The sequence below is a fragment of the Prochlorococcus marinus XMU1411 genome, from assembly GCF_017696075.1.
GTDB lineage: Bacteria > Cyanobacteriota > Cyanobacteriia > PCC-6307 > Cyanobiaceae > Prochlorococcus_A > Prochlorococcus_A marinus_V.
This window is the reverse complement of the sequence record NZ_JAAORI010000004.1, coordinates 314,012-328,239: the sequence shown is the minus strand read 5'-3', so window position 1 is coordinate 328,239 and position 14,228 is coordinate 314,012. Positions and strand designations below refer to the sequence as shown.

The following is a 14,228-nucleotide window of genomic DNA, read 5'->3' as shown; positions in this document are numbered from 1 at the left end:
TTAAGTTTATTTATTAAAAGTGAAAAAATTAAAAAATAATTTTCTTTATTTGGTTGTGCTTGGAGGTAGAGCAGAAAAAGCTAATATTGAACTACATGATGTTAGATGGGTTGTTGGATCTAAAATTGAGGATACATACGATACTTTAAGAAAGGATTGGTTTGGATCTCTACAAGGTTTGCATATTGATAGCTATAAAAAAATAAAATATATAGATGGCTATAAGATTAATTTAAAATATTTTGAAAAAGATAAAATAGATAAAAAGCAATTAGTAAAAAAAAATAAGGCAAAAAATTATTTATGGTTTGTCAATATTGGAGGCTATAATCCAACTTCCATGCAGGAAAAACATGAGTTTGGATTGGTTACAGCTTCAACTAAATTAGAGGCAAAAAATATAGCTAAATCTAAATGGCTTATTGGTTGTAAAAAAAAGCATAAAGATGATCTTGCTTCTTTAGAAATGATAATTAGTTGTGATAATTGTGAACAAATAAAAAAAATAGGTAATTGGCAAATAGAATTAACTCCAGAAAATAAATTTATTCAAGAAAACAACTTTCCTGATTGGTACGGTTATCAAAAAATAGACGGGGAATAAAGATCTAAGAACCTTTTACAGGCAAAAGAAATTTGTTAAATATTTATATTCTTATTTATGTGCTTAAAATATTAAAAGGAACTTGATTTTCTTAATAAATAAATTCCACCTCCCAGAGAAATTAAGACAGGTAACCATGCAGCAAAAATTGGAGGTAAAATTCCTTTTACTCCGAACGAACTAAATAAAAATGACATAACATAATAAATTAATATAAGAATTACGCTCAATCCAAATCCCTGACTTTTTGAAGATCTTAAATTAGATTTAGATCCAAGACTGCTTCCTATTAAACCAAATACCAAGCATGCAAAAGGTAGAGTGAATTTTTCTTGAATACGGACTTTTATTCTTCTTACTTCCTTCAAATTTCCTGTTTTTTCATAAATCTTTTCTGCTTGTATAGCCTGCTTTAAAGTCATTTCATTTGCATCCTTAGGCACTTTTGCTAGCTCCATAGGTCCTTCCACAAATGGATATGTATACTCTTTAAATTGAATATTTGTAGTTTGTCCGCTTGGATCAATTGATACAATACTCCCTTCAGAAAATATCCAAGAAGAACTTTTTTTATCAAATCTTCCATTCTTTGCCTTTAAGATTTGTTGAAAATCTTCTCTGGAAAAATCTAAAACTGTAACTCCCTCCATAATATTGTTTTCATACCATGAAGCATAAAATATATGAGTAAGATAAGTATTTATTTTTGTTGGTTTATTATTTGATGAATTTATCCTAGAACCATATCTTGAAAACATAATATTATCTTTTCCTTGTTCTGCGCTAAAAGAACTTCCTATTCCTGCTCTTAATGTCGTTTCAGCTAATTTATTACTCGCAGGAACTAGATTATCGTTAAAGTAAAAAGTTAATCCTGTCATAAATATTGAAAGAGCAATAGCTGGAGAAATAATTCTTAAAGTTTTTATACCTAAAGATTTCAATGCCAGCAATTCAGAATTGCTTGATAATTTTCCATAGGCTAATAATGTTGAAAGTAAAACTGCCATTGGGAACGATAAGACTAAAAAACTGGGTAAACTAAAAAAAAGAACTTTTAAAGCTAAAAATAAAGGTAAACCAAATTCAACTATTTTCCTTATAAGATCAAACATTACCCCCACTGATAATGAAATAACTGTAAAAGCAGAAATTGCAAATATCATGGGAGGTATTATTTGTCCTAATATCCATCTATCTATTAAGGGAAGTAAATACCAAGGAGAAATTATTTTATTAATGGTTTTTTTAATTAGTGATTGATCTGAAAGTTTCAAAAGAGATTTATTTGTTTTTTTACTGCCTTTTTTAATATTATAAAATATCAATGATTTAGAAACCAATATGAAATTCATAGTTAAGAAAAATATTTTAATTCTTTAAATTTCAATAAAAAATTAGAAAAATAATTTATTAACACTTGCAATAAAATAAGAAATTTGGTTTCTTTAAAAAAAAGAGTTAAAGCATGAAAAATAAAAATTTCACATACGAATGCAATTGCATACACTGCCAACAAAAATTAAATCAAATTAATAATGCAAAACTATATTGGGATAAATTAATGTTAAGAAAAAAGTTAGTATAGTTTCTCTACTAAATTCTCTAAGGTTTTCAAACTTTATTAAGCTATTTGTTTTGAAATCTATTATTTAAAGGAAAAAAATAAGTTGTACGCACTCTAGATCTTTAGTATTTAACTCTTTTTAAAAAAAAACTATACTACTTAACCTTTTGATTTTTTTTGTAGATCATATTTTCTCGATTTAAAAGAAAAAGGATAATCAAAATACAAGATGGTATGAGAATAAAATCTAAAGACATGAATTTTGTTAAGTCTATTTTTTATTTAGCAAATAAATAAATCTTTGACATAAGTTTTTATCTCTAAGATTTTTTTCTATAGGTTAAATAATTATTTGTATGCCTAGTAACTTTGCTTGCTTTTAAAATTGAAAGAGCCTGCAAGTATCCCACTGGCAAGCTCATGACGATCTAGTTAATTCAGATTTTTGATTTAACCAGCTAAGCACTTCCTAAATGCTACAAATATTCTACTAAGTAAAATTACTTACTGTGAGTATAAATGCTTATAAGTTATAATTGATTGCGAATTTGATAATAAAAAGTGATTTTAAAATGAGGCTTGTTAATTTTTTTAAACAGAAATGTCACATATTTATCCATAAAGTAAATAATTAGAGGAAAATTATTAGAGATTTAAGTTTACATAAGTTAATATTTGTGTTACTTTAGTTAACAATTATTATCTTTTTAATGACAAAATCAGGAGTTACTACAGAATCAGGTGGAAGGCAGAATATGTTCCCATCAGAGACTAGGCCTTACATTGATGAAACTGTTTCTTACGATGGATATCCTCAAAATGCAGAGAAAGTAAACGGTAGATGGGCTATGGTTGGTTTCGTTGCATTATTAGGTGCTTATGTAACAACTGGACAGATCATTCCAGGAATTTTTTAGTTTCTAAGTAATTGTTTTTATAGACTTTTAGTTTAATTTATATTAATTAATACTTTTAAACGAAAGATCTAGATTTTATTTTAAATTTGAAAATAAGAAAAACCAGATAAAAGTTATGGCATTCAAGCTAAATATTATTCCTAGAAATATATAAGCAAATTTTTTGCCAATAAATGCTGTCTCTGGTTCAAGCTTTACTCTCATTAAATCCTCGAAATATCTTGATAAAGATAGCATCTTTTAACAAGTAAATTTAATTTTTAAAGGAGAAAAAATAATCAAATTAATATTTCTTTTAAAAATGTTTTTTATATTAATCATTTTCCTTTTTAGCTTTATGGGAAGAAAAATTATGTTCTTTCATATTGTTTCTAATAAACTTTCTTAATTTGATTTGTTTCCAGGGAATATAGATTTTAAAATTAACAAAAAAATCTTTGAATCTAATTTTTAGAAATAAGATAGTGTTTTTATATTGATTTTTAACACACTTTTTTGTTGCAAATAGGATTATTCAAACCGCAATTAATAAAAACCAATTATTATCAAAAAAATTCCATTAAGAAAAGCCTAATTAAATGAAATTAGGCTTTTTAAAAAGATAAAAGATTAATTTAGATAAAGCCAGGAATAATTTGACCTGTTGTTAAATATGCTCCAATTAGAGCAATAAAGCCTATCATTGCGAATCTACCGTTGAGCTTTTCAGCAACAATTTTTTCTTTTTCTACAATTTTTGTTTCGGTATTTTTCATTAGAACCAGCCAGGAATAATTTGGCCTGTGGTTACGTAAGCGCCAACTGCGGCTACGAAGCCTAACATTGCTGCCCAACCATTAAAACGTTCTGCTTCTGGAGTCATTTTATTAATGTAATTGTTAACAAATATAACATAATTATTTAAAAGTGTAAAGATAATGAGTGATTTTTCCTTGTTTTGTCAGAAAATTTTAAAAAATGCTACATATGTGTATCGTAATATACTTTAGTATTGTTTTAATTTTTGTTCTGATTTTTTTTAATTTGAAAAAAAAATATAAGCTTTTCACCTTTTTTTTTAAGAGGTATACCCTCATTTAGAGGTAATTTAAATTAATATGTTATGAGAGTCAGCTAGTAGGGATACAGGCTGACTCTTTTTTGAGAATTTTTGGTTTTTGAATAAGATTAGTTTTTAGAATTCAAATAATTGCTATTAATAAATTAGATATATATGAATTTATGTCATTCTCGACTTACTACATGCATTTAATTTTTGGAAGGATTCCTTCTCTGATGAGTTCCGATTTAATACTTTATATCTTGCCTGCTCTTACTATTTTTATATTATTTTTTAGTCTTAAAATAATGTTTTTTAAATCTCCAAAATTGAGAAAGATTAGATAAAACAGGATTTAAGAATTATTCTTTGTATTGAAGTGCCCAATTTTTTTAAATTTTGGATAATAGACTTTTTTTTTCAGCAACTCAAAGAAACAGAAACTGCATTGGTGATGTACTATCGAGAATCATAAAAAAAGGTTCAGTATTGGAAATCGGGAGTGGCAGCGGTGAACATGGAGTGGTTTTTCAAAAACGCTTTCCTAGAATAATTTGGCAAACAAGTGATCTAGAGTTAGTTCATAGAAAAAGTATAAGTGCTTGGATTAAGTATGAAAACTTAACTAAGAAAATGCCCCAGCCTCTTGAGATTGATGTAGAAAAAATACCTTGGAAAATTCCATTGAGATTAGCTCATTCCTTGCAAGGAATAGTCTCTATAAATATGATTCATGTAACACAGTGGTCTTGTGCTGTAGCGCTCTTTAAAGAGTCAGGAAAATTACTCAATAAGGGACAATTTTTGATGTTGTATGGGCCTTTTAAAATTTGTAATAAACATACAAGTCAAAGTAATTATTTTTTCGATAATTCATTGAAAATGCAAAATGATCTTTGGGGTATTAAAAATCTTGAGGAGGTTTGCGATGAGAGTAAGAAAAATGGTTTTTCTCAAGAAGATATTATTAGGATGCCTGCAAATAATTTTTCAATAATTTTCAGAAAAGTTTCTTGATAACTCAAATACAAATATAAATAAGTCGTTCAAATTCATCATGTTAGATGATCAACCAGATAGTTTTTTGCTCCATTCTTTATGCTTTTGATCTAAATCTAAAATTTTCTCTCCTAAACTCAATTGTCTTTCTAACAATTCAACTTTTGTAAGTGTTATTTTTTCAGAATAAAATTTAATAGGCTGCTTGCCATGCAAGTTGTCACCACTCATAGGATTTTAAAATTGTAAGTATTTTCTAAGATGAAAAATTAGTTATTGCTAATTCTTTTATATTCTTTTCAGATTTGTGTAAATTAATGTGATAAAGAATTGAGGCTTATTGTGTTTTTAATCCACCATTTTGTATGAAGATTGCCATATATATCTTCCTCTCTTAATGTCTGACTTAACAGCAATGCAGTTGCAAGCAATATTCCATAGAGCTTTGTGTATTGGATCAGGATTAAAAAGATATGCTTTTTTAAAGGCTTTTTTAATTAAGACAGTTGCCTTTTTTGCATGGTAGTGAGGGATCGTTGGACATACATGATGAACGACATGGCTAGAACCTATATTATGGTGAAGAAAATTAAGTATTCTACCGTAAGGCCTGTCAATAGATAGAAATGCGCCTCTCATAAAGGAAAATTCCGTATTTGAAAGATGAGGTACATCTGAATCTGTATGATGAAGCCATGTATAAACTACTAACCAACAATTAACCACTAATAAAGGACCAAAATAGAGAGCAATTACTGGAAATAATCCATACTTGAAAACTAAATAAATAATGCCTAATAATGTTAAACCTACACCAATATTTGATATCCAAACTTTCTTGGCCCATATTGATGGCCATAATGCTTTAGAAAATGGTTTAATTGGCCAAAAATGATTTGAAGTTCCATATTTAACACCTCCTGTACTTCCCGTAAGTAAATAAGCAGGCCAGCCAAATATTAGATGTAAAACAAGTTGAAGAATTCCGTAATTTTTCTTACCTAAAGAATTTGAAAAATGTAATTCTTTCACTCCTCCAACTTTTTCTGTAACTCCATTTCCTTTAATAACTAAAGGGACGTGAGTTTCTCCATAAGTTATGTTATTTGTGAATCGATGATGAATTGCATGAGAACGCTGCCAAGAAAAATAAGGTACTAGAAGTAATGAATGTAGTAAATAACCAGTTATAGATTCCAATGTCTTGTTTTTAGAGAATGCTCCATGCCCACATTCATGGGCAATTACCCAGAATCCCATTGCAGTGGTACCAGATAGTAATGCGTAAATAATCCAAATTGGGATCATTTTTGAGGTGAATGGAATAGATAAACCTATCCCAACTACTAATAATTGGATTAAAGATGATTGTAAAAGATACCTCAGAGAAGTTTTGGTATTGCACTTAAAATAGTGATCTGGGATAACATCCTGAAATTCTTTTATGCTTGGAATATCTTGATCCTCTATTACAAGCGCTTGGCCTTTGAGACCTGAAAATTTTATATTACTCAAATTTTTTTTGTTAATAATTTTGTTAAATAAAAGTGAATTTATATATCTTATTATCCATCACAGGATCTCATAATGAAAAGAATTTATAAATTTTCTTTCGATAAAGTTTTTACGATTTTAATTTCATCTTCAAATAAAATTATTGTGTCTTACATTTTTTTTCTCTTTAATTACAATCTTTTTTTATCTATTTAATTCTTTTTTATGCTGATTATCTTTGCTCTTCTTTAAAGCTTAATTAATTTAAAGACCGCGTATATACCTTTTAGGTAAACCAGATTGTTTACGTGGCTTTACTAGAATAGGCAAAACAATGACTCCTACTGTAAAAAGACAAATTGGAGCGACTACCATCAATATAGATTCTAAAGACATGAATAATTTTGAATTTATTTATAGATAGCAGGATTTTTTTTAAAAGTCATGCGTATTTATATCTATTTAGTGAGAATAGATTCAAAATTTTATAAATTATTAAGTAAAAAAGAAAAAAAGATTAAAAAACATCAGCTTTTTCATAATTCGTCCTATTTACTTGATAATTATTCAGATTAAAGATTACTTATGGATCAAGAAAAAAAGTGGATGCTTATGACTTATTATTGTCCAACTCATGGCGATTCAGGTTTAGTAAAACCGATTCAACTAACAAAAAAAGAAATTAGTAAAATTTTCTTAAAAAAAGATAGGCTTTTTGAAAATTAATTTGAAAAAAAAATAATGATCTTACGAAAATTTTATAAATTTTAATAGAAATATTTTTATGAGATTAATATCAAAATTTTTTGCGTAATTAATAATTTTTAAAAAATATAGAAATAATTAATTTCAAAATTGATCATAATCACACGTTAATTCACATTGATTGAGATCATCAGATGATATCTTTTCTAAAATTCTTAACATATCAATTTCCGAAAGCTCTCCATTCGAGTTCCATTTTAAAGTTGTTTTTCTTTGTGGTGAATTTTTTTTATTAATTTTGATCACCCCCCTTTAAATGAATTTCTAAACAACGAGTAATACATTCTTTATGACCATCTACAATGCTGCATTCAGTAATACACTCAAAATATGAATTAATAGAATCTATTTCTGTATTCTGATTGGTAGAAGCAAATGAATCATTCATAATATTGTTAGATTTATTTGGAATAGAGATATAGCACGAAATTATCTTCAATTATTTGATTTATTAAGTGAATTAGAAAAAATAAGTATTATTTACTAAATCTATATTGTACTTGGATTTACCTTTAAAAAAGCAGTTATAGTCTTTTTTAAAAGATAAAAGGAAATAATAAATTTTACTATTTAGAATTATTTTATAAGGCAATCTTTAAAAAAATCAGCATAAAGACTGATTTACTTTTCAAAAATTTAGTTAGATGATATAAAGGTACACTTTTAGATTTTCACATGAACTCAGTAATTAATTGGCTTTCGAAAATGTTAGAGAGTATGGCAAATGCATTTATGCATCCTTTAAAGAATGACTTGCCTCCATCTATTGGTACTCATGCATATAGCAGTATTCCACTAAAAAGAAAATTGAGAAGAAGGTTGAATTAGGTATTAACTTATTGGAATTAATTTTTCATTTTTATTATCCCAAATAATATATTTGAAGCAGTTTGGAAAATCTGTTAATTTTAAGAACTTTGATTTTTGGAGTAAATGAATATTTGCTTTATGACAAGCACGTAAGTTGTAATTTGGTATTCTCTCACAAAGATGATGGATACTGTGGAAGGATATGTCTGCTAAAAACCAATTTAGCCAATTAGGGATATCTAAATTACTACTACCTAAAATCGCTCCATCAATAATATCCCAATTTTTTGAATTTTTAGCATATGCATTTTCATAGTTATGTTGAACGAAAAAAACACATATTAAAATTGCTGCTGATAAGGTTAATACCAATGAATAAAATGATAAGAAAAAAACTAACCCCAACCATTTACACATAAAAAACCACCCTATTATTACTATTATGTTATTGATAATTAATTCACATAGTTCACTAAAATTATCTCCATAATCAGAAAAAGGTGGTTTGACTCTTGAATTTATAGCTAAAAGTTTAGAAATTTCTCTGTTTTTTATTTTGATAAAAATCTCTTCCAATACATCTTTAGTGAAATTAAAAATAATAATAATAAGTCCTAATCTAGGTTTTAAAACTAAGTAAAAAAAACCGCCAGGGAAAAGCATCAACCAGTTTCGAGTTACTTTATAAAATATTTGCTCTCTTTTTGTAAGTTTATTATATTCTTCAAGACTTAAAACATCTATCGGACCTTTGTAAATTTCCCAATTCCCATTATTTCTATGATGAAATGCATGATCAATAGACCATGACTTATGGGGAATTCCATTAACTAAGCCAAGTAAAAATCCAAAAAAGCGGTTTAATTTCCGTTTTGCAAAAAGAGAATTATGACCACAATCATGCATTAATGAGAATGTTCTAGATGAGAATAGAGTTAGAAGAAAAATGATAGGTATCAGTAAAAAACCTTTTATCAATGATGAAAAAGGTTGATTTAGTATTTGGTAGACAATTAACCAAATACAAATTATGGGGAATATGGTAGAAGCAATTTGCAAGAAAGCTCTAAAATTATTTCTTTTTAGAAATGGCTTTATTAAAAAACTACTTCTATTAACTTTGGGCATATTTCTCTAATTTATATTGTGAAATAATAATTCTAAAAAGTATTGATTATTTTATAGATAATAAAATATTTTTTTACATCATACTAAAGAATAAATTCTTTAGACATAGTTCTCAATTGTTCTAGATTTAACCTTTCTAAGTAATTTTTAAAATCACTAAGATTCCTAGTTGATTCAGAGTCTTTACTATCGTAAAGCAGGCTATTAGAAATTAACTCAATAAGATGATCTTTATCCATAACTCCTTATAGACCATAATTCTCGATTAAAAAATTAAGATCTTGAATTCGAGATTATTAAGTCATCTATAAAAAAGTAATTTTTATAAATTTTTTAAATCTTGTTCTATTTTTTTTAATCTTTAATTTATAGTTTTTGTTCCTTAATTAAGTCTTTTTTTCTATGGAAGTTCTTTGTTTAAAGGCGAACTAAAATATTTCTGATAAGAAACAAAAAAAACTGCTATTCTTACTGCAATACCAAGAGCACCAATTATTAAAATTGGAGATGTAGGTAAGTCATAAAATGGAATTGACAATGTTCTTCAATAAAATTCAATCCTAACTATCTTATAAACAAAACAATGAATGATAAATACTTATTCTTTACCATGTTTTATAGGTAATTAATTTATTTATTTTTTCAAAAAATAAATAAGGTTTATATTTAATTAATTTTAAAAATAAGTAATTTTACAGCTGTCAAAGAATGAATAACTAATAATGATTAAACTAGTAAATATTTTTTCATGAAAAAAATCATTAATAAAAAATATAATAAAAATGAACCATGGTTTAAATGGTTAACGAGAGAACTTAATTCTTATGAAGCTTTTCAGGATTTCGACTCAGGTAAGAACCCACTAGATGTCGCAGAGGATTTTATTTCTCTTAATAAGATTGCTATCTCAGAAGTTTTCGAGAATTTTGATGAGGAAGATAAAGATACACTCGATCAGTTTCTTAAATTAACCGAATGCGAGATGCATGTGTTTAGAATGCTTGAAAAACAAATAGAGTTAAGAAATAAGATAAGATATGTAGATTTTAAAAAAAGAAAAAATTAAAAAGTTAATTTCTATATAAGTTTATTTTTTCCTTTACCAGTCTTGCCAAAGCCTAACCAGATAAACCACAAGATCCACCCGAAGATAGGTATTAAATTAATAAAGATCCATTTCCAATCTTTTCCAAAATCTCTGATTCTTCTAATATCAATAGCTATTTGAGGAATGATACAAACTATTCCATAAGCGTTGAAACCAAAAGTTTTTAAAAATATTGGGATAGTTAGGAAAGAAATTATAAAATTCGCTAATTGAACTAACCACCAGTCCGATCGAGATGTGAATCCGTTAAATTCTGTAGCTTTAATCCAAAACTCTTTATATGAATTTAAAAGCTTATTAAGCATTAATTAAAAAATTTAATGAATTTACCATTCTCAATTTAATCTTCAATTTATCAAAATGTTATTTATTTACTAAATAGGATCAAATAAATTCATATCATTTGAATCTTTTTTTGCGATCTCATCTTGATTTGGTAATGAACAGAATCCGTCTTTGCAAATCATCTTTTCTTTTGCAATACTCGTAGATTCTGGGAATATATTTTTATTATTGTTATTTAAAGATTCTTTCAGCATTTATGTAAAAAAATGAAATCCAATATTAAATTAATAACTAAATTTATTTTGATAAGCAACAAAATTAATATTAATTATTTATTTATTTACTTTTTTTGATTTGGTAAGTCTCTCCAAAATAAAGCCATTATATAAATGAATAAAGATATAGAGCAAATATAAAGTAAAGAATTTAGGTGCATGTTTATTTATTAAAGTAATTACTAATAGAAGGCCTTTCACAAAAAAGGTATATCAATGGATTGGTAATTGTTTAACTTAGTAATCATACAAATTCTAGTATTTATTTGAGTTTTTTATGATTTCCCAAAACTTTTATAAGGAAAAGTTTTTATATATAGGGAATATATTTTTTAGTTTTAAAACTTATAAATCTAAGTTTTTAATAAATTTAGGGAAAATTACTATATTGTTAAATTTTATTTGTGATATTTATAATCTATCCTTATTAATTTCTGTTAAAGCCTTTCTACCTTCTTTGAGGGTCCTTAAGACAAGCGAGGAAAGAGAAAATATAATAAGAATAGTTAGTATTATTAGGGAAAAAAGAGTTGTATCGAAATTAATAGTCAATTTACTGGACTTTTTTAAAAGTTTGTAATTTAAAATTTAATATATTTTCAAACGTTTGATTTAGAGTAGGCAGGTATCAACATTCCACCATCTTGATCGTCGTTATTGTCATCATCAAACCCGCCTCCAAGAAGTAACTCAATAATTACAAGAACAGCTATTGGGTAAAGACACCATAATATCGCCGTAATAGGACTTACTGAGGAAGAAGCTGTGTAAAATTCTGTCATAGATTGATACTAATCTAAAGAAACAATAATTGTGGATCCTTAGGGCAGGGGGATTCAATATTTCTATAAATATTCTTTAAAAACTTTTTCTGTCCTACGAATAGATCTTTGGTATGTATTGATATTTTAATTCTTAAAATCAATTTGAATAATAATTTTCTTAAACCTACTGAGAAACTAATAATGACATAATGAATCGCGCGATTGTTATTTTTTATACTTAACAATAATTGTACAATTTTGATTCAAAAACTATTATTTATCTTGATTTTATAAATTCTATGTTTTCTTTTACTTTTGATCCTTTGGCTGCGATATTTGGTATCTCAGGAATTGTAGGCTTCTTTTTCTTCGTTTCTGCTGCTAAGGGAACTTCCAGTATCAATACAAAACCAAAAAAGGAATTAGATTAGAACTTATTGTGTCAGAAAACTAAATTGAAATTTTAATTTAGTTTTTAAAAGGCTTGTTAATTATTACTTATTCCATTGTTTAGAAATAAATTCAAGAAAATCTTTTAGATCCTCTTCAGGACAATTTGTTTGTTTTTGTAAATCAATGCAAATTTGCTTAATATTTTCAAAAGCCTTTTTTACTATTTCGTTTTTTTCAATAACCTCAAAATATTCTTGATCAGTAAAAGGCATAATATTAGTTTCCTTCTTGAAAATTATTTATTAACCATATTTTATCTACATTGTCTTAACAGTAAAGAAGAAAAAATCTTTTTTCTTAAATTTAGCTACCCAATCGATAATGTTTTTTAATACTTTTGGTTACTTCCCATTCGCAGTTAAGTCCAGCAGGAAACTCAACAAGATCTCCAGCTTTAATCTCGTAAATGTCACCGTTTTGGGTACTTATTTTCGCTTGACCTTCAATAATTAAGCAAATTTCCCTATCATCGTAATTCCATTGAAATTTGCTTGGCTCACATTCCCAAATAGGCCAACTTTTTATTCCATACTGAATTATTACGCTTGCACTACAGGGGGAAGATATTAGAACTTTCACGAAAATAGTTCGGATATATTTTTTTATTTTACAAATAAAAGAAATTCTTATTTTCTAGAATGTGTATTTCTTTACTGTCTTTTATTTTTTTTCGTTTATCATAAAAAAAATTTCTAATTTATGGATGAGCTTTCTGTATTGTCAATTTCGCTATCTATAGCTTCTCTAGGGATATTTTTTTTATTTTTTGCTTCTAACGATGATGATGACCAAGATGGAGGTAAGTTGATTAAATCATTAGAAAGAATTAATTAATTTCAAGTAAATAATACATTTAAGAGAGATTTATAACCTATAAAGCCTGCATAAATACAGCTTAGAAAAATTACATAAACCTCCATTGTGCCGAGTCTTTTTTTCTTTAAAATTTTCATTGGTTCTGAGTGTTTATAGGCTAATTTTATTTAATCTGATTTCTATTAACATGAGTATTTTTTACATTAACACTGAGATTAAAGAATTATTAGTGTCAAGCCAAAAAATAAAAAACAAGTAAAAAATATTATTTTTTTGGTAATTTCTCTTTCCTCATTCTTAGCAAAAAATAAGGAAATTACTGGAGATGTGCTTAATAAAGCCCATCCTACTCCTATGGGAAGGGTTTTAAAAACAACTTGTTGTAGCAATATTCCTATATTTGTTCCAAGAAGTATTGAAAGCAAAAATTTTTTTTTTTGTTTTTTTTCTATGTTTTTTAAGAAAAAATTAATCTTAAATCCTTTTAGACTAATCAAAAAAATTATTGCACCTAATAATCTTATTTCAGTTGTAAGGAAAGGAGATAAATTGCTTTGAAGGAAAACCATCCTTGATAAAAGACCTCCAAGAACAGCACATAAAACTGATAAAAAAGGAAAAGCAAAAATCTTAAAGTTATTTTTTTCTGAGAAAGATGAGTTTTCCTCTTTAAAATCGCTACCTTTTCTTAGAATTATGAATAGCGCAATCGTTACTATAATTATTCCAACCCATGATTTAGTTGTTAAATTTTCATTAATAAAAAATTCTCCTGACAAAGCTGCCATTAACGGAGAAAGAGTTTCTATAGATAAAGTTTTTCTTGTACCAATTGTTTGTAGTGACTTTAAATAGAAAGTATCACCTAAACCAATACCTATTATTCCACTAATTAGTAGTATAAATATGTTTTTTAATGTAGTTGTAGAACTTAGATTGATAAAAGCAGGTATAAAAATTAAAAAAGCTATTATATTTTTTGTTAAATTAATATCTATTGATTTATATTTTTGAGTTTGCGCGCGCCAAATAAAGCACGCATATGTCCAAGATGTAGCAGCTCCAAAAGCAGAAAGGATTCCAATCAAAACGAATAATTTTTAGAAATTTTATTTTATAAATTGAGTAAATGCTAAAAAGAATACATAAATAAGAATCAAAATCCCTGGTAAGTACTGAATTAGTGATTTGAAATTATTTTTTG

General features: G+C 26.6%; 23 protein-coding genes. 8 read left to right on the top strand and 15 right to left on the bottom strand.

What is annotated here, in order from left to right:
- The first annotated feature begins 19 nt into the window (after positions 1-19).
- Entirely contained in the window at positions 20-604 is a 585-nt protein-coding gene (locus HA145_RS07865) for a DUF1543 domain-containing protein (protein ID WP_209128620.1), read from the top strand.
- 71 nt (positions 605-675) lie between these two features.
- Here the strand turns inward: HA145_RS07865 and HA145_RS07860 are convergent, their stop codons facing one another.
- Complete coding sequence (locus HA145_RS07860; protein ID WP_209128661.1) at positions 676-1,881, bottom strand: LptF/LptG family permease; 1,206 nt, start codon at positions 1,879-1,881, stop codon at positions 676-678.
- A 1,000-nt stretch (positions 1,882-2,881) separates the two neighbouring features.
- On the opposite strand from HA145_RS07860, the gene HA145_RS07855 reads away from it, so the two are divergent.
- A complete protein-coding gene (locus HA145_RS07855; RefSeq protein ID WP_025900842.1) occupies positions 2,882-3,088 on the top strand; it encodes a high light inducible protein in 207 nt (68 codons plus the stop codon).
- A gap of 614 nt (positions 3,089-3,702) precedes the next feature.
- Here the strand turns inward: HA145_RS07855 and HA145_RS07850 are convergent.
- Together HA145_RS07850 and HA145_RS07845 are read right to left on the bottom strand one after the other, a co-directional pair.
- Positions 3,703-3,843: a high light inducible protein gene (locus tag HA145_RS07850; protein ID WP_209128619.1), complete on the bottom strand. Its 141-nt coding sequence runs from the start codon at positions 3,841-3,843 to the stop codon at positions 3,703-3,705.
- Positions 3,843-3,950 carry a high light inducible protein gene (locus tag HA145_RS07845; RefSeq protein WP_011132751.1) on the bottom strand — a complete coding sequence of 36 codons (108 nt, stop codon included), beginning with the start codon at positions 3,948-3,950 and terminating at the stop codon, positions 3,843-3,845. Before HA145_RS07845 ends, HA145_RS07850 begins: the two co-directional genes overlap by 1 nt.
- Positions 3,951-4,526: 576 nt before the next feature.
- On the opposite strand from HA145_RS07845, the gene HA145_RS07840 reads away from it, so the two are divergent.
- Positions 4,527-5,144: a DUF938 domain-containing protein gene (locus tag HA145_RS07840; RefSeq protein ID WP_209128618.1), complete on the top strand. Its 618-nt coding sequence runs from the start codon at positions 4,527-4,529 to the stop codon at positions 5,142-5,144.
- Positions 5,145-5,195: 51 nt separating this feature from the next.
- Here the strand turns inward: HA145_RS07840 and HA145_RS07835 are convergent, their stop codons facing one another.
- Positions 5,196-5,357, bottom strand: coding sequence for a hypothetical protein (locus HA145_RS07835; RefSeq protein WP_209128617.1), 162 nt, complete (start codon positions 5,355-5,357; stop codon positions 5,196-5,198).
- Between the two features lie 117 nt (positions 5,358-5,474).
- Complete coding sequence (locus HA145_RS07830; RefSeq protein ID WP_209128616.1) at positions 5,475-6,641, bottom strand: fatty acid desaturase; 1,167 nt, start codon at positions 6,639-6,641, stop codon at positions 5,475-5,477.
- 564 nt (positions 6,642-7,205) lie between these two features.
- On the opposite strand from HA145_RS07830, the gene HA145_RS07825 reads away from it, so the two are divergent.
- Positions 7,206-7,346 (top strand): hypothetical protein, encoded by a 141-nt coding sequence (locus HA145_RS07825; RefSeq protein ID WP_209128615.1) that lies wholly within the window; start codon positions 7,206-7,208, stop codon positions 7,344-7,346.
- Between the two features lie 123 nt (positions 7,347-7,469).
- Here the strand turns inward: HA145_RS07825 and HA145_RS07820 are convergent, their stop codons facing one another.
- A complete protein-coding gene (locus HA145_RS07820) occupies positions 7,470-7,631 on the bottom strand; it encodes a hypothetical protein (protein ID WP_209128664.1) in 162 nt (53 codons plus the stop codon).
- A gap of 429 nt (positions 7,632-8,060) precedes the next feature.
- Here HA145_RS07820 and HA145_RS07815 point away from each other — a divergent pair, with 429 nt between their 5' ends.
- Positions 8,061-8,213 carry a hypothetical protein gene (locus HA145_RS07815; protein WP_209128614.1) on the top strand — a complete coding sequence of 51 codons (153 nt, stop codon included), beginning with the start codon at positions 8,061-8,063 and terminating at the stop codon, positions 8,211-8,213.
- Between the two features lie 3 nt (positions 8,214-8,216).
- Here the strand turns inward: HA145_RS07815 and HA145_RS07810 are convergent, their stop codons facing one another.
- The 3 genes from HA145_RS07810 to HA145_RS07800 all read right to left on the bottom strand — a co-directional run bounded on the left by HA145_RS07810 (position 8,217) and on the right by HA145_RS07800 (position 9,861).
- Positions 8,217-9,323, bottom strand: coding sequence for a fatty acid desaturase (locus HA145_RS07810; RefSeq protein ID WP_209128613.1), 1,107 nt, complete (start codon positions 9,321-9,323; stop codon positions 8,217-8,219).
- 83 nt (positions 9,324-9,406) lie between these two features.
- The gene (locus HA145_RS07805; RefSeq protein ID WP_209128612.1) at positions 9,407-9,562 is read right to left on the bottom strand and encodes a hypothetical protein; all 156 of its coding nucleotides are present in this window, start codon (positions 9,560-9,562) and stop codon (positions 9,407-9,409) included.
- A 161-nt stretch (positions 9,563-9,723) separates the two neighbouring features.
- The gene (locus tag HA145_RS07800) at positions 9,724-9,861 is read right to left on the bottom strand and encodes a hypothetical protein (RefSeq protein ID WP_209128663.1); all 138 of its coding nucleotides are present in this window, start codon (positions 9,859-9,861) and stop codon (positions 9,724-9,726) included.
- 210 nt (positions 9,862-10,071) lie between these two features.
- On the opposite strand from HA145_RS07800, the gene HA145_RS07795 reads away from it, so the two are divergent.
- Positions 10,072-10,389 (top strand): restriction endonuclease subunit S, encoded by a 318-nt coding sequence (locus tag HA145_RS07795; RefSeq protein WP_209128611.1) that lies wholly within the window; start codon positions 10,072-10,074, stop codon positions 10,387-10,389.
- Positions 10,390-10,400: 11 nt separating this feature from the next.
- On the opposite strand, the gene HA145_RS07790 is transcribed toward HA145_RS07795, so the two are convergent.
- The 3 genes from HA145_RS07790 to HA145_RS07780 form a co-directional block, all read right to left on the bottom strand.
- On the bottom strand, positions 10,401-10,736 hold the full coding sequence (locus tag HA145_RS07790; protein ID WP_209128610.1) for a DUF805 domain-containing protein: 336 nt from the start codon (positions 10,734-10,736) through the stop codon (positions 10,401-10,403).
- A 69-nt stretch (positions 10,737-10,805) separates the two neighbouring features.
- On the bottom strand, positions 10,806-10,970 hold the full coding sequence (locus HA145_RS07785) for a hypothetical protein (RefSeq protein WP_209128609.1): 165 nt from the start codon (positions 10,968-10,970) through the stop codon (positions 10,806-10,808).
- A 620-nt stretch (positions 10,971-11,590) separates the two neighbouring features.
- Positions 11,591-11,773, bottom strand: coding sequence for a hypothetical protein (locus HA145_RS07780; RefSeq protein WP_209128608.1), 183 nt, complete (start codon positions 11,771-11,773; stop codon positions 11,591-11,593).
- 281 nt (positions 11,774-12,054) lie between these two features.
- On the opposite strand from HA145_RS07780, the gene HA145_RS09655 reads away from it, so the two are divergent.
- A complete protein-coding gene (locus tag HA145_RS09655; protein WP_257008698.1) occupies positions 12,055-12,186 on the top strand; it encodes a hypothetical protein in 132 nt (43 codons plus the stop codon).
- Positions 12,187-12,249: 63 nt separating this feature from the next.
- On the opposite strand, the gene HA145_RS07770 is transcribed toward HA145_RS09655, so the two are convergent.
- Together HA145_RS07770 and HA145_RS09590 are read right to left on the bottom strand one after the other, a co-directional pair.
- Complete coding sequence (locus HA145_RS07770; protein ID WP_011863490.1) at positions 12,250-12,420, bottom strand: hypothetical protein; 171 nt, start codon at positions 12,418-12,420, stop codon at positions 12,250-12,252.
- Positions 12,421-12,511: 91 nt separating this feature from the next.
- Entirely contained in the window at positions 12,512-12,787 is a 276-nt protein-coding gene (locus HA145_RS09590; protein WP_209128607.1) for a cupin domain-containing protein, read from the bottom strand.
- A 120-nt stretch (positions 12,788-12,907) separates the two neighbouring features.
- Here HA145_RS09590 and HA145_RS09650 point away from each other — a divergent pair, with 120 nt between their 5' ends.
- Positions 12,908-13,042, top strand: coding sequence for a hypothetical protein (locus tag HA145_RS09650; RefSeq protein ID WP_012008254.1), 135 nt, complete (start codon positions 12,908-12,910; stop codon positions 13,040-13,042).
- A gap of 197 nt (positions 13,043-13,239) precedes the next feature.
- On the opposite strand, the gene HA145_RS07760 is transcribed toward HA145_RS09650, so the two are convergent.
- Positions 13,240-14,112 (bottom strand): EamA family transporter, encoded by an 873-nt coding sequence (locus HA145_RS07760; RefSeq protein ID WP_209128606.1) that lies wholly within the window; start codon positions 14,110-14,112, stop codon positions 13,240-13,242.
- Between the last annotated feature and the right edge of the window lie 116 nt (positions 14,113-14,228).